Annotated in this window: 12 protein-coding genes and 1 tRNA gene; 5 read left to right on the top strand and 8 right to left on the bottom strand. The window is 43.7% G+C overall.

Annotation, left to right across the window (positions count from 1 at the left end; all coding sequences use genetic code 11):
- Positions 1-634: 634 nt before the first annotated feature.
- Positions 635-1,621, bottom strand: coding sequence for a DNA topoisomerase IB (locus CA267_RS17855; RefSeq protein ID WP_232367572.1), 987 nt, complete (start codon positions 1,619-1,621; stop codon positions 635-637).
- A 497-nt stretch (positions 1,622-2,118) separates the two neighbouring features.
- Between CA267_RS17855 and CA267_RS17850 the strand changes: the two genes are divergently transcribed.
- Entirely contained in the window at positions 2,119-2,673 is a 555-nt protein-coding gene (locus CA267_RS17850) for a hypothetical protein (protein ID WP_075609531.1), read from the top strand.
- 90 nt (positions 2,674-2,763) lie between these two features.
- Here the strand turns inward: CA267_RS17850 and CA267_RS19255 are convergent, their stop codons facing one another.
- Together CA267_RS19255 and CA267_RS19250 are read right to left on the bottom strand one after the other, a co-directional pair.
- On the bottom strand, positions 2,764-2,961 hold the full coding sequence (locus tag CA267_RS19255; RefSeq protein WP_097349133.1) for a hypothetical protein: 198 nt from the start codon (positions 2,959-2,961) through the stop codon (positions 2,764-2,766).
- On the bottom strand, positions 2,958-3,098 hold the full coding sequence (locus tag CA267_RS19250) for a DUF2878 family protein (protein ID WP_097349132.1): 141 nt from the start codon (positions 3,096-3,098) through the stop codon (positions 2,958-2,960). The genes CA267_RS19255 and CA267_RS19250 overlap by 4 nt, the downstream gene beginning before the upstream one ends.
- Positions 3,099-3,491: 393 nt before the next feature.
- On the opposite strand from CA267_RS19250, the gene CA267_RS17830 reads away from it, so the two are divergent.
- The 4 genes from CA267_RS17830 to CA267_RS17815 all read left to right on the top strand — a co-directional run bounded on the left by CA267_RS17830 (position 3,492) and on the right by CA267_RS17815 (position 9,126).
- Complete coding sequence (locus CA267_RS17830) at positions 3,492-5,114, top strand: diacylglycerol kinase family protein (RefSeq protein ID WP_075609534.1); 1,623 nt, start codon at positions 3,492-3,494, stop codon at positions 5,112-5,114.
- Between the two features lie 144 nt (positions 5,115-5,258).
- Entirely contained in the window at positions 5,259-6,599 is a 1,341-nt protein-coding gene (gene gdhA / locus CA267_RS17825) for an NADP-specific glutamate dehydrogenase (protein WP_075609535.1), read from the top strand.
- A 291-nt stretch (positions 6,600-6,890) separates the two neighbouring features.
- Complete coding sequence (locus tag CA267_RS17820) at positions 6,891-7,334, top strand: hemerythrin domain-containing protein (RefSeq protein WP_075609536.1); 444 nt, start codon at positions 6,891-6,893, stop codon at positions 7,332-7,334.
- Positions 7,335-7,797: 463 nt separating this feature from the next.
- The gene (locus CA267_RS17815) at positions 7,798-9,126 is read left to right on the top strand and encodes a DUF2254 domain-containing protein (RefSeq protein ID WP_217358040.1); all 1,329 of its coding nucleotides are present in this window, start codon (positions 7,798-7,800) and stop codon (positions 9,124-9,126) included.
- Between the two features lie 540 nt (positions 9,127-9,666).
- Here CA267_RS17815 and CA267_RS17810 read toward each other — a convergent pair.
- The 5 genes from CA267_RS17810 to secG form a co-directional block, all read right to left on the bottom strand.
- Entirely contained in the window at positions 9,667-9,825 is a 159-nt protein-coding gene (locus CA267_RS17810; protein WP_075610081.1) for a YqaE/Pmp3 family membrane protein, read from the bottom strand.
- Positions 9,826-10,682: 857 nt separating this feature from the next.
- Complete coding sequence (locus CA267_RS17805) at positions 10,683-13,016, bottom strand: bifunctional diguanylate cyclase/phosphodiesterase (RefSeq protein WP_075609537.1); 2,334 nt, start codon at positions 13,014-13,016, stop codon at positions 10,683-10,685.
- 7 nt (positions 13,017-13,023) lie between these two features.
- Positions 13,024-13,653 (bottom strand): cupredoxin domain-containing protein, encoded by a 630-nt coding sequence (locus tag CA267_RS17800; protein WP_139316245.1) that lies wholly within the window; start codon positions 13,651-13,653, stop codon positions 13,024-13,026.
- Between the two features lie 227 nt (positions 13,654-13,880).
- Positions 13,881-13,966, bottom strand: a tRNA-Leu gene (locus CA267_RS17795).
- Positions 13,967-13,972: 6 nt separating this feature from the next.
- On the bottom strand, positions 13,973-14,344 hold the full coding sequence (secG, locus tag CA267_RS17790; protein WP_075609539.1) for a preprotein translocase subunit SecG: 372 nt from the start codon (positions 14,342-14,344) through the stop codon (positions 13,973-13,975).
- Positions 14,345-14,353: the final 9 nt, after the last annotated feature.

Raw genomic sequence — 14,353 nt, 5'->3', positions numbered from 1 at the left:
ACCCAAAATCAATAGACATAGTGTAGATGTCTAATTGTTATGCTACCAACAATTAAGTATTCAAGAGCGCGTTAGCCAATAAAGCGATATTTACTTATTACCCGCCAACCCCGAAGACACTCAGCACTTCGTAATTTTTCGTTGACTAACGACACTTCTGCACTCATCGCCGTAGCTAAACTAACCGCCACCTTAATGTAACCCCACCTCAGAATAAGCCGCGCCGCTCAATAACAATCTTTTCTATTTCTAAGAGTAGTCAAATCTATTCAACCTTTTGAAATTTGGTAAATAAACGGACGAAAGTCTCTCACATTGCCGCCTAATCATTTTCGGCCATGCGTCACTAGATGGATGTGCCAATTAGTTTGAGCTCTAACTATATCAAGTTTGAGCACTGCTTTGCAAGCTGTAGAGGATAAAATCAGGTTATTGTCGGTTTCGTAGGTAAGTACTTCCACGATTAACAAAAGTCTACAATGTCTCTCAATAAAATATATAAGTCATTGTTATAGATTATAATTATGGTTTAATTCAATATCCTTTATAAATTAACTTTGAATAAAATACCTCAACAAAACATGATTTACTCATTTAATTTACGGGTTCGGTTAATTTATGGGGAGAGTTTGTCTCAAGCAGCTATTATTCCATTGAGAAGTTTCTCTGTCGCGACGATTACTTCATCGTTCAACTGATCTTCCGGAATAATTTTTTTGATTTCTTCCATCGTCAGTTCTCGCTTAGAGGCGGTATCAACAACCTGAAATAATTTCGGGTGAAGGTAATATTGGCGACAAACTGCTGGCGTATTTCCCAACATTGACGCGACGTGCTTAACCAATGTGGTAGACCAGCCACGGCGAGGATTTTCCAGGACTGCGCGTTCGACCTGGGGCAAACTCATTAATGCAAAACGACTCGCTCCCCAGGTGCGAAAATCTTTGCAGGAAAATCCGTCTCCCATATTTTCGTGGATAAAGGCGTTAACATCGTGACTGTCCACATCATGCCATTTTCCTTGGCTATCCTCATACCGAAACAGTGCATAACCACGCTCTTCAGCACTTTCAGCAACAAGGTCTGCCAGTTTTGGATCTTCAATCTGGACCTCTCGCGGCTTGTTGTGCTTTCCAATGAAGGAAAGTTTAACGGTGTTATCATCTTGAAGAATATGTTTACGTCTTAACGTAGTAAGGCCGTAGGTGTTGTTACTAACGGTATACTGTTTATTTCCCGCGCGTAGACCTGTGTGATCGAGGATAAGGCAAACAAGGGCAAGAGTGCGATCGCGGGTCCAATGAAGATCATCTACATGAGACCAGCAAAACTTTCTAAACGCCGGCAGGGCCGCGCCAAATTCACTTAGCCGGGCAAATTTTGCGCTTTGTTGAGCCTTGTGCCAATTAGGATGATAGATGTATTGCTTTCGCCCCTTAGCATCTATGCCGGTAACTTGCAGGTTAGCAGTAGCTTGTTGATTAATACGTACGTCACACCAATTAGGAGGGATAACCAACTTTTGAATTCGCTGGAGCACTCTTTGGCTTTGTACCTTCCGCCCGGATGAGTAAAAAAACTCAAACCCTTTTCCACGACGTCTACGCCGAATATCTAACATTGCACTTTCCATTACTGCTACCTCGATGATTCATATTCAATGCGTCAACATTTTGCACCCCTTTAGGCGAAATTTCAGGGCTCGACCAGGTGCCCGCATTGTTCTCTGGCAGTTGGTAGTGCAATCTTAAGACCAACTAACCAAGTATCAGGTAAGTACCCGAAAATTCTTTTGCAGGCAGGTGAATCCTGCTCAGTTAGCTAAAGCGGAATCTTGAATAATCAGAAAAATTTTCATTTGTTCCCGCAAAAAGTTCCTGTTTCAGCAAGATTTTCAAGTGTTCCAAGCATTTGTGACTGAACAGTCCTTTACCTTTCAACTACTTATAGCCGTCGGTACAAATCTTGTATCATCATTTTAGAGAATGGAAAAGGAACGTAAGGCTACTTTCCTAATCCTGAAGGAATTCGAGCGTAATGCTCCAGCCAGGTATTCCAGTAGAGTTACGGGATTTGGCAAAAAAATGGATTGATGTTTAGTCACAGTGTGGAGGAAGTATGAACAGTCCAGCTAATCATGAAAATATTCGGGCAGCATTTTTGAGCCCTCAACACATTCAGGTTGCTGCAGTATTTGAAACAGCAGATGAAGCCCGTGCGTCTGTGACTGACGTGGAGCACGATACCGGAGTTGGACGCGATCAAATCACTATTGTCGATCCAACTGATAGTCACTTTAGCGAAAAATTAGAAGGGGATAGTGAAAGTATTGGTAGAATGATGTGGAATTCCCATTTGATATTGGGAGCGGTAGGATTGGCGGTCGGACTAACCATTGCCTTTTTACTCGTTCAATTTGGTCCTGAGCTCACGCAGAATAATCCAATGTTTACATTTATTGCCCTTATTAGCCCAGGCATATTCATCGGTCTTTTCGTCGCGGGTTTGATGGGTCTTCGCCCCGACAGAACAGAAATTATTGATACGGTAAGACACGCCATTCGCAGAAAGCATTACGCAGTCATCGTTAACCTTAAGAAGCATCAGTCCATTAAAGCAGTTGTTGATGTGCTTTCCCAGCGCAGTCGAAAAGTAGTGGAATCTGCTCAGTAAGCTGTAGAAAGTTGAAGCGCTCTGATTTGAGCGCTTTGCAATTTCCGCAAGTAGCAGCCTTTCGGGTCATTATGTCAACCTCCAGCCATCTTAGAACAACGAAAGATGAAAACTTGAATAATTTTCCACAGGAGCCATACCAGTAGCCAAATATTTATCGCAAGCTCCGCCATTATATATTTCGGGCTGTTCTACCTTTTTTACAATTAAAAGCGTAAGAGGCAAAATACCAATCCATATTATCGCCAGCACAGCCAACGATTGCACCAGGCTTAAATCAAAAGTCACAGCCTCCAGGCGAAGCCCCGCCCAATAATTAAGGGCCCAGCTAATGCCCCCAATATAGCAGCGAGAAACCAGCGACCCTGTAAATAATGCAAACTGTAGCGCACTGTTACACCAAATCCCGCCCATATAAAAACCAATCATACCGGAGCAAGTGGAGCTGATGGATGATCAGGAAAAATAAACAATCCGATGGCGACAGCCAAGGCTGTCACTAACAGTACCTAATAATCCAATTGCAACTGCACAGTGAAAATCGGTGTTACGTTCTTTAGAGAAGATGAAGAAGCTCTCTAGCAGCAGAACAATTATCCACATCAACTGAAACGGAAAAATGACAGCTATTATCCAAATTGCTGGAAACCATAAAAAATTCCGATTTTTCCGCCGGTTGTGTTCAACATGGCAGACATTCTGCATTATGACGGGATGTTTTAACTGTTTATAACATAATAATTCCCTCTTAGTATGGGCAATATGTCTGAAGTTCCATAATCGGTCGGGAAAGGAATAAGCTTCAAGGAGAATTCAGCTTGAAAATGGTGAAGTACTACGTGCTAGGTGCAATTGCTGCAGCGTTATTAGCTTGGTTTATCCCTTTTTGGCCAGTACAGATTTTATTTTTATGGATTTGCTTTTCTTTAGCAGCAGTAAGCACCGCATACTTACTTAAGTACCCTTCGATGTTTCGTAAACGTGAGGACGGATCTATACCCATATACGTGCGTTGGTTATTTATTCCTTTTTTATTGGGAACAGACGCATATAATTCGTGGGCCAGAAGAAACGACAAAGTCCCGGCTATACAGCAAATAGATGAAAATCTTTTTCTCGCCTGCCGCCTCTTCGGCAAAGATGTGGAAACTCTCCATGAATATGGGGTTAACGCCATACTTGATGTCACAGCTGAATTCGACGGCCTGGACTGGACCGCCTATCAATGGGATTGTGCATATCTAAATATTCCGGTACTCGATCACACTAGTCCAACTGGTGAACAGCTCAATACCGCATTGAACTGGATTGACCAGCAGATTCGAGATGGGAAAAAGGTGGTCGTGCATTGTGCGCTAGGAAGAGGCAGATCAGTCCTCACCATGGCCGCTTACCTGCTTGCCCGAGATAACACGCTTTCTGTGCTTGATGCTCTTAACAAAATTCAATCCATTCGCGCCACAGCACGGTTGAATAAGCGCCAGCTGCGGTCGCTATCTAAAATTAAACAAGGCGGCAGACTTAAATTTACCCGTTCCCTGGCATTAATAGCTAACCCGGTGGCTGGCGGGGGAAAATGGCTGGAAGAAAAAGACGATATACTTGCACAGCTAAATCCCCACTATCGGGTAACTGTACACGAGACTACAGAATCTCTTGATGGCACTCATCTAGCCCGTAAAGCAATAAAGGCAGGAGCCGAGGTCGTTGTAGCGTGCGGAGGTGATGGCACCATTACGGAAGTCGCTGCGGCATGTGTTGATACCAATGCAATATTGGGCCTCATTCCGTTGGGAACGGCAAATACACTTAGCCATGTTCTTCATGGTTATGCCAGCAAAATAGTACCAATCGGTTCAGCCTGCGATGCAATAATCGAGGGAAAAGTCATAGAAATGGATACCGCCTTATGTAACGGCGAATTGATGCTGCTTGTGGCTGCAGTGGGTTTTGAACAGCAAATGATATCTTCTGCTGATCGCACTCAAAAAGATGCTGGCGGGCAGTTGGCATATCTTCGCGGACTCTGGGATGCGATATCAAAAAATGATACCGGTACTTTTGAAATTCGATTTGATAATGAGGAAAGCGTTAAACTTACGACGCCTAGCCTTGTTATTGCAAACGCCGCTCCGGTGACTACAGCGCTCGCTCAGGGTGGTGATGTTCCTGATGCAACTGACGGTAAGTTAGATATAACCTGGCTGGAACCGCAGGAAAGCTCCGATAAGCAGTTTCTGTCATTAGCGGAACTCGTTTTTTTAAGTGGCGAAAGCAAGAAGGAATCAGAGAGAATCCGCTATCGCCAGGCAAAGCAGGTAATTGTTAAGTTTTCTGGTATGGAACACTACGCATTAGATGGCGAAATCAAACAGGCAGAGGAACTTCATATTCAAATTCATTCCAATAATCTACGGGTAATGGCTTCGAAACCAGAATAGCTCTGCTGTTACGGATAAATTGCCTTATCAGAAACGTATTTTTTACCCGCTGTCGGCGGCTCTCCTTAACGGTGATAAATATATTGATCAAGATCTTCGGTTTCTGGGTACCGACATTATTCCTTAAGTAAAAAGAGGCTAAATATGGATGAGGAATCTACTTTAAACGAATTTAAAACCTGGATAGATGAACGTCACCCTTCTCAACCCGAATATCTGCAGGCAACTAAAGAGATTGCAAAGGATGTCATACCAATTTTTTGCAACAATGAAAGTTACCGGCGACTTAATGTATTTAAAAGACTATGCGAACCGGAGCGCATTATTCATTTCAGCGTTCACTGGCTCAACGACGCCAACGAAGTGGAAATCCACAACGGCTGGCGTATACAACATAGCGGCCTGATTGGCCCTTACAAGGGGGGACTGCGCTTCCATCCGTCAGTCAACGAATCTGTCCTTAAATTTCTCGCGTTTGAGCAATCCTTTAAAAATGCTCTTACCGGAATTCCTATAGGCGGAGCCAAGGGAGGATCAGATTTTAATCCCAAAGGACGTAGTGAAACAGAGGTAATGCGGTTTTGTCAGGCTTTCATGGGCGAATTGCAGCGCCATATAGGGCCTCACACCGATGTGCCAGCTGGTGATATTAATGTAGGTAGCAGGGAAATTGGCTTTTTATACGGCGAGTATCGGAAGATCCACAATCGCTTTGGTGGCAGCCTGACCGGAAAGGATATTTCCTTTGGCGGGAGTCATGTGCGTACGGAAGCGACAGGTTTCGGCCTCATTTACATGTTAAGAGCCGTACTTAAGCAGCATAAGGATGAGATTAAGAATAAACGAATAGGCATTTCTGGGGCTGGGAACGTAGCCTTACATGCTGCTCTAAAATCAGTACAGGTTGGCGGGCAAGTTATTAGCCTTTCCAACAGCCGTGATTGCCTTATTAAAGAAGAAGGGTTCAGTGAATCGGCTATCTCGTGGGCCATTAAGAACAAAGCTGAAAGCGACAACATCCTGATTGACCTGTGTGAACATCATGGAGGAGATTGGCATAAAGATGCCACGCCGTGGCAACAACCAATGGACATTGCCCTGCCCTGTGCTACGCAAAATGAATTAGATAAAGATGCAGCGGCGGCTTTACTGTCTAATGGTTGTAAATACATTCTTGAAGGCGCCAACATGCCGTGCACCAATGAAGCCCTGGATCTCATTGAAGAAAAAGGCATTCCATTTGTTCCTGGAAAAGCATCTAACGCTGGCGGCGTCGCCATTTCTGGGCTCGAAATGTCTCAAAACGCCACATTCAAACGAGCTACTTACAAGAAAATTGATGATGCGCTTCAGGACATTATGCTGAACATTCATCAGCAATGCGTGGAAGCTGGCACTGCAGATGGGCGCGTTAATTATGCAAAAGGCGCTAATATTGCTGCTTTTCGACGTTTGGCCGATGCCATGGTGGCGCAAGGAGTCTAACCGGGTAATCGAATGAGCATGGATAGGTCAATCATGATATCTCTGCTGGGGCGTTCTCGCTCCAGCAAGTTGCCTAAGGAGTCTCAATGTCTTTCGCAGGCTCTTAGCGATTTCCCCTCAGTTTGTAACCGCAAGAAATGCAAAATAAGTGTAAAAACTACGGAATGTTATTATTCGAAGAGCAACTGCCGCACTCGCAGCGAGAAAAGACTTTAACTTTCAATGAGTTAATCACCTCACTTAATGGAACGATATTCGCAGGGAAAGACATAGTAAACTGGGAGTACTACTATGAATATTTTTGAAGCCATACGTCAAGATCACGAAAAGCAACGCTCATTACTGAAGATACTTGCGGAAACCAGCGGAGATACGCCTGCGAGACAAGAGTATTATCAGGAGTTAAAGGACCAACTGGAAAGTCACGCAATTGCAGAAGAACGATTTTTTTATTCGCCTTTAATAGATACGGACGAAGCTATAGAACTTTCCCGTCACGGAATGGCGGAACACCATGAAATTGACGAGCTACTCGAAAAACTGGATGAGACAGATATGAGCTCTTCTGGATGGTTACACCATTTGAAAGCGCTTCAGGAACTCGTCGAACATCATTTTAACGACGAAGAACAAGATTTCTTTCCGATTGCCGATAAAGTTCTCAGTAAACAGCAGAAAAATCACCTGGCAAAAGAGTACAGGGACGAGATGCAGGCTGAACTCCATGAGCATTAGGAGGAAATGCCGCGTCGAAAAACCGGGGCTTTTAATTTTTCGTCCTCAACTACCCGATGTTATGTCCTGTACTGCGGACTAGCGCCAAAAGATAGGGTTATGTAGTTTAGTTATCTAAGAGGGTATTTATTATTTCTTCTATAGCAAGTTCGGGGTAAGCAAAATTAGTGTTTATACGCGGTGCAGATGAGGCAAATAGGCGATATCACAGTGTTTAATTCGTCTTTTGCCGAATGGCTCACATGTAGTGTTGTAACTACATAGGATGTCAGCCAAATCGCTAACCGTAACTAACCGATAATTGATAGCTCATTAACCGCAGTTCCGAAGTAGGAGTGCGCCAACAGATCTATCGCGCAACATTCTATGGCGTTTCAGATACGAAACCGTACCTTTCGCAGCTGATGATGGTAACGGCCGTGGGATTACCCTCAATATAAGGTCAGTAAAAGGATATTAGACTGTGGTGAGCTATTCTGTGTTAACCACTCGAATTCGAACATGGGTGGAAGGGATCAGTACCAGCTATTGGTTTATTCCCGTTTGCATGATGATAGTCACTTCGATGTTTTGCCTGGTGTGTCTAACGGTGGCACGCCGCGCCTCGATGCCCGAGGGAATGTTAAGTTTAATCCCGCTGGTGACTCAAGCCGGTGCCCAGCAATTACTTTCTACCATCGCTACAGCTATTATAACTGCTACAAGTATCGTGTTTTCTATGACAATCGTAGCGCTAACGATGGCTTCAGCGCAGTTTGGGCCTCGTCTCCTACGCACATTTATGATAGACAAAGGCACACAAGTCGTGCTGGGCACAATGGTATCGACCTTTCTTTTTTGTATTATTGCACTGCACCATTTAAGTAGTATTACAGAAAACAGAGATGCGCTTTCGCTCCTTTCTGCACTGGCCATGCTGCTTGCTATTATTGATACTTTCACCATAGTTTACTTTATTCATCACATTGCACGGTTTATTCAGGCAGATGAAGTTATCTATCGGTGCTTCAGAAACTTAGAAGCGAATCTTGACACATTACTGCCTCGTCCCGAAGGCGAAGCGAATGAGCTACCGATTTCCGAGGCGTTGGTAAGCGTAGGTTTTTATCAGACATCCGTTAAAGCGAAACGCATTGGCTATGCGCAGAGTATCAATTACTCGAAGATGTTAAACCTTGAATCGGACAGGATTACAGGGATTGAGGTGAAGGCGAGAAGCGGCGATCATGTTATGCCAGACGCGACCATTCTAATTATTCATTCAACTTGTCAATTGCAGGAAGAGACTATAGAAGAGTTGAGGAAGTTTATTGTTATCGGCCGGCAGCGCACGCCCATACAGGATCCGGAATTCGTAGTCAGCCAGTTGGTAGAAATTGCATTACGCGCGCTTTCACCAGGAATAAACGACCCCTTTACCGCAATTACTTGTTTAGATAAATTAACTTCAGCGTGTATTCTAATGTCACATCGCGTTTTTCCTGCTTCTTGCGTAGTGAACACCTCCTCGAATATCTGGTTAAAGCGACGCACCTTTAATTTACACAGTGTTATCGACACCAGTTTCGACCAAATTCGTCAGGCGGGCAAAGCGCACGTCGATGTTGCCCTGCATATATTGCACTGTCTTAGTAAATTAAAGGAGCACTTTGATAAAGAGTTTCAAGAGAAGATTAATGAACAAGCTAAAGCTACCGTTGAACTAATCGAACTTGAGCGGATAAGTGAAAAGGATAAACGAGAAATTCAGGAAGCTTATACGTCATTTACACATTGCCCGAAGATATTCTGAAGGAGGCGTTAGCGCGTTATTATATCAGCCTCATGTAGTTCGGATAATACTAATCCACCTTGATGTGGACTACTAAACGTCTGAACTTTATTCAGATTCTCCAAACATCAATAATCTGCTGAACATAACGCAGTAAATACTAAGTGATGATGCCTAATCTAGGGCGAGATCGCGAATATTTTTACCCAAAAAGTGAAGTTTTCTTAGCCAGAACTTCTGGGGCCTTTAATTTCTGGAGTCTTGGATGCTCCAGAAGAGCCATCAGGGATGATTTTACGGCGTTTCGGATAAGAAAGCTTTACCTATTTTCACTGCTGATGGTTTTTCGCTCAGTCTAGCGGTTGCCCTGAGGCTTAATACCTTGATAGCTCCACGGTATCGGTAAGGAATGAGGGATAAAAAAAACGTTATATCAGAAAGATAGAGGAAGAAACCGTTTCGACGTCGTTATCTTCAGTATGATATTGGATGCCATACACAAGTGTAGGGGCGTTCAATTAGATCGCCCCGTAGCGTCTGGATCGTTTATACCAGGATCCCCTAACGTGTAACAATAATATATATCGCATGTATGATACCGGGAATATACCCCAGCAACGTCAGTACAATGTTGATCCAAAACTGCACACCAATACCTACTTGTAGAAATACGCCCAATGGGGGTAAAAGTATTGAAAGAATTATACGTAAAATATCCATTTCCTGTTCCTTATAAAGTGAAAACATCTATCCTACCTATGCAACTACTTTGCCATTAATAATAAGCGTAATGATCGAGCGTTTCTGTACGGAGCGGTGCTTACTTTGCCAACAAACCATTTTGTTGCTAATGCGGATATCGGCCTTATTCATCGCCATAGTCAACAAGTCCACTGTTCAATTAGGATCGCTTTCACTGATCTCATTCTTCAACAAAATTGGAGCATAGTATGGTCAGCACAGGTACAAGAAACATCGACCAAAGCGCGAATCGGCTTTGCTGACTTGCTCTTAAACGTTACGACGACCGTGCTACTCAAGTACTTCAGTCCTCTCGGGTAATATTCAATCTTATGAACAAGACTAGCAAGAAGGGTTGCAACGCCTGTCTCGCCGCCTAGTTGCTCATAAACTGCTGCGGATATCGAAAACCAGCGCCAGAGGGTCTATAGAATAAGCTAGCGCCGCTAAGCTTCATCCGCCCATTGATAAGTATCCACATTCTAATCTTTTGCATCAGCAATGCTGCCACACTCGGTGAAGCAAACGTCATAATGAAAGACTTGCTGGGTATATATGTAACAAATACATCCACCAGTCTTCTTCACTTAATCGAAGATTATCTGACTTTTGCCTGCACCCAGCCCATAGGATTAGATGATGACTCAGAAGTAGTCCTACCGCCCCTTTTCGTCATTCACTGGTAACTGCGCCAGTATGACCAAAACCTAATAATCCTAATTTCTAACTGCTTTGCTTCTGTCTGGCGTCCTGTAAACAGGTTAACCGCTATGGCTCCTGAATGAACTTTGGTTGCGGCCATTTAATATCAATAGCGCTAATCGCTACTCTTCAACCTATAATTTCTCTGCGTTTTGCGAATAAGGCGACACCGCTAGCCATTCAGTTAATGCCGCTATCGATAATGGCTTGCTGATGAAATAGCCTTGAGCAATATCACAATGCCAGTCGCGCAGAAGAGCAAAGGCAGCTTCGTCTTCGACACCTTCAGCCACCACTTTGAGTTCAAAGACTGAAGCCAAGTGTAGAATCGTACGCACTATTTGTTGATCATCGACATCATTAGATAAATTCAAAACAAAGCTTTTATCTATCTTGATGGTATCAATAGGCAGATGCTTTAAATAAGCAAGCGAAGAGTAACCTGTCCCAAAATCATCAATCGCTAAACGGAAGCCCTTCGCTTTTAATTGTCTTAAATTCTCGGTAGCGAGATCAGCATCCGCGACCAAGTCACTTTCGGTAATCTCCAATTCAAGATCAGTTGGCTCTAACCCCTGCGCCGCCAGTAAATCAGCCAGTTTATCCAGTAATGCTCTATTTTGAATATCATGCGATGACAGGTTCATAGCGATAGTAAATGTGTGACCTGCCGCTCTAAACATGGCTAAGTCATTTATTGTTTTTCGCATTACCCAGGTGGTGACCTGCTCAATCATTCCAGCTTGTTCTGCAATGGCAATAAATTCATCGGGAGGAACAAAACCCAGCAGCTTATTATTCCATCGGACGAGAGCTTCCATGCTGCAGATCTGCAGGGTTGAAAGAAATACCTTGGGCTGATACACCATACTTAATTCAGCCTGCTCAGCAACCAGTGCATTTTTTAATTCTGTAATAATAGCTAACCGCCGTAGATAGCTTTTTTCAAGCGCCTGTTCATAAGGCAGTAACCATTGCGATGACTTTACCGCTTCATCAATAACAATATTCACTTTACGAAACAAGTCTTCTGCGTTATCGATATTGCCAGGACAACGAATTTCTGCGAACACAACCTTCATTGGAATGGCTAACAAGTCTGATTCAACCGGCTGTTCAAGAATGTGGCGAAGCGTTTCCAACTGCAATTGCGAAAGCATTTGTTCAGGAATATAAAGAATCTCGCTTCCGGACAATCGTCCTGCAACGCCCGGCCATCGCAACAGTCGCTCAGATAGAATTTTTAAGCAGTAGTCGCCATTAGCATAACCGTAAAGATCATTAATAGTTCGAAACCCTAGCAGATTGATAGCAATAACTTGAAAATGCTCTGCAGAATCCATTCGTTGATTAATCAGGTGTTCGATATAACTACGATTGAACAAGCCCGTAAGTAAATCATGTTGTGCCTGAAACCGAATGCGATCTTCACGACTTTTAATACTGCGCTGCATACTGGAGAATGCTGAAGCAAGATTTGAGATTTCAGATAATCTGCCTTTTACATTCAGACTTTGCTCGTAATCACCTTCCGCCACTTTTTCGACAGCTTTTACCAGATGCGCCACAGGTTTGCTTACCCGCCGAGACAACAGCATTGACACAGCGAGGGAAAACACCATAGCGACAAGAGAAATGCTGATGATACTAAACTGAAGCTCAGAGAAGTTCTTATAGTGATCGCTGATATCTACAGCCATTAAAATATCCACAGGGGCTACTTCGCCATTCGGTAGCATCAGCTCGCGAGTGTCGTAATTGTTCTCGCCTCCCATTGTTATGTCCAGCCAGCTGACTGCTTGAGGCTTGTGCTGCAAAATATGCTGAGCTTTAGTTTCAGCAAGACTTGCTGTCATAACCACAGGAGAAGCATTACGCTCCTTATCGGTGGAAATAATGATATCGGCTTGAATTACCGCTTTTAAATCTACTAAAAATGCTTCATTGATTACTAATCCGATACCGGCAATAGCAACAGGCGTAGGCGCCCCTACAGGCAACAAGATCATTTGATAAAGCTGACCATCGACAACAATGAATTCGTTGGCGCCACCTTGCTTAGAGACCTGCTGAAGAAGATCAGGGAGAGGAAATCTCATCCCGCTGAGAAATTGTTGAGGTTGACTGTTTATGACATTGCCCTGAAGGTCTAACAGCACCATAAGATCGGCATGGATGCGTGAGCGTTGATTAGTCCAAGCGCTTGCGATGGTGGGAATATCACCCGTTGCTACCGCTTGTTTAAAACTGAAATCCGCCGTGAGAACGGTGGCAGAGTTTATAAGTTGTTGTTCCCTACCCTCTACAACCTTAGTAAACACGCTTTGAGCAACGTTCAACTCCCTTTCTACCTGGTTATTGACCATTCTGGACGTGGCAGTCCATACGTTTAATAGAATGAGTACAGCAGTGAAAACCACTCCACCTAGCAAAATTCGAAAGATACTTTGACGAAGAGATATTTCCACCTAGCGATTATCCGCCAAACTTCTGCTTTCCAAAAACTGTACCTGAGTCCACAGCGGGCGCTTCGACAAGTGTTAGATCCACTACCTGGGGTTCATTAACCGCTGTATCTCTCAACTTTACAGCGAATCGTTTATTGTGGGTCTCGTCGAGCAGGGGGTGCCAGAGAGAAACTTCGTCAACATTATCGGGTACCGAAATCTGCCCAGAAGCATCAGATTGCCACGTGATTTCCTCGTCTTTTACATAGATATAACCCACCATCTGATCGTGAATATTACATCCGATTACCACGATTCCGGGTATATCAAATTGAACGGGAGGGGCATTTCTTCCGCTATACAACTCAATTTCGAAAGCCTTGGGTGCAGAAAAGCTATATACATGGTGACGAATATTGTCACTATTAGGAAATAACACCGACTGCCCTTTATCTATTGTTAAGACCCGGGGATAAAATTGTTTGCCCTGCTGATCCATAATGGCAACAGTATTGGGAATTTTAAGATGCTCCTTACGATCAATAATTGCTGCTCGCGGAACACTTACAATGACATCTTCAATCGGGTGATTATTTTGATCTACCAGCAGTAATAGCTTGGCATGAACCGCCATCCGTGGATTTGATAACAGTATCAACGCTATTGTCCACAGAAGCAGACGCTGTAGTGAAATATTAATGTATCACCTCTATATGGTTTCTACGCGAGCGTTTGTATTAAACAATTGTAGCTTGGTTTGGTAGCAGGTTTAACAATCCTTTTCACTGTTCACGGCCATGATCGAAGGGCGTGACAGCTAACATTATAATACAGATAGAAAAAGAGAAAGAAAAAAGCCGGCTTTCGCCGGCTCTTTATACTATTTGGTGCGGAAAGCGGGACTTGAACCCGCACGAGCTATGCTCACCACCCCCTCAAGATGGCGTGTCTACCAATTCCACCACTTCCGCAAATTATTAATTAGGTACATCATCAGTTTGTGGTTGCTGCGCTGGGGCAGGAACGTCATTATCTACAGGCACATCCTGATCTGCTGGAACAGTTTCCTGTTGCACTGGAACTTCAAGATTCTCCCACTCATCGCCGCCCTTCTCACGATTAGCAGTTAAATTTCCTAAAATTAAGCTTATCAGGAAAAACAGGGTTGCAAGAATACCGGTTGTTCTGGTCATAAAATTACCAGAGCCCGATGATCCAAAAACGGTATTTGAACCACCCGCACCAAATGATGCACCCATGTCTGCGCCTTTTCCCTGCTGAATGAGCACAAACCCAATCAAAAGCAGTGCGATTATCAAATACGCGACCAGTAGCACTTCATATAACATAATTACCTC

Origin of the sequence: Alteromonas pelagimontana (genome assembly GCF_002499975.2) — a bacterium.
GTDB lineage: Bacteria > Pseudomonadota > Gammaproteobacteria > Enterobacterales > Alteromonadaceae > Alteromonas > Alteromonas pelagimontana.
Note: the sequence above shows the minus strand (reverse complement) of the source record. Positions and strands in the feature narration are given on the sequence as shown.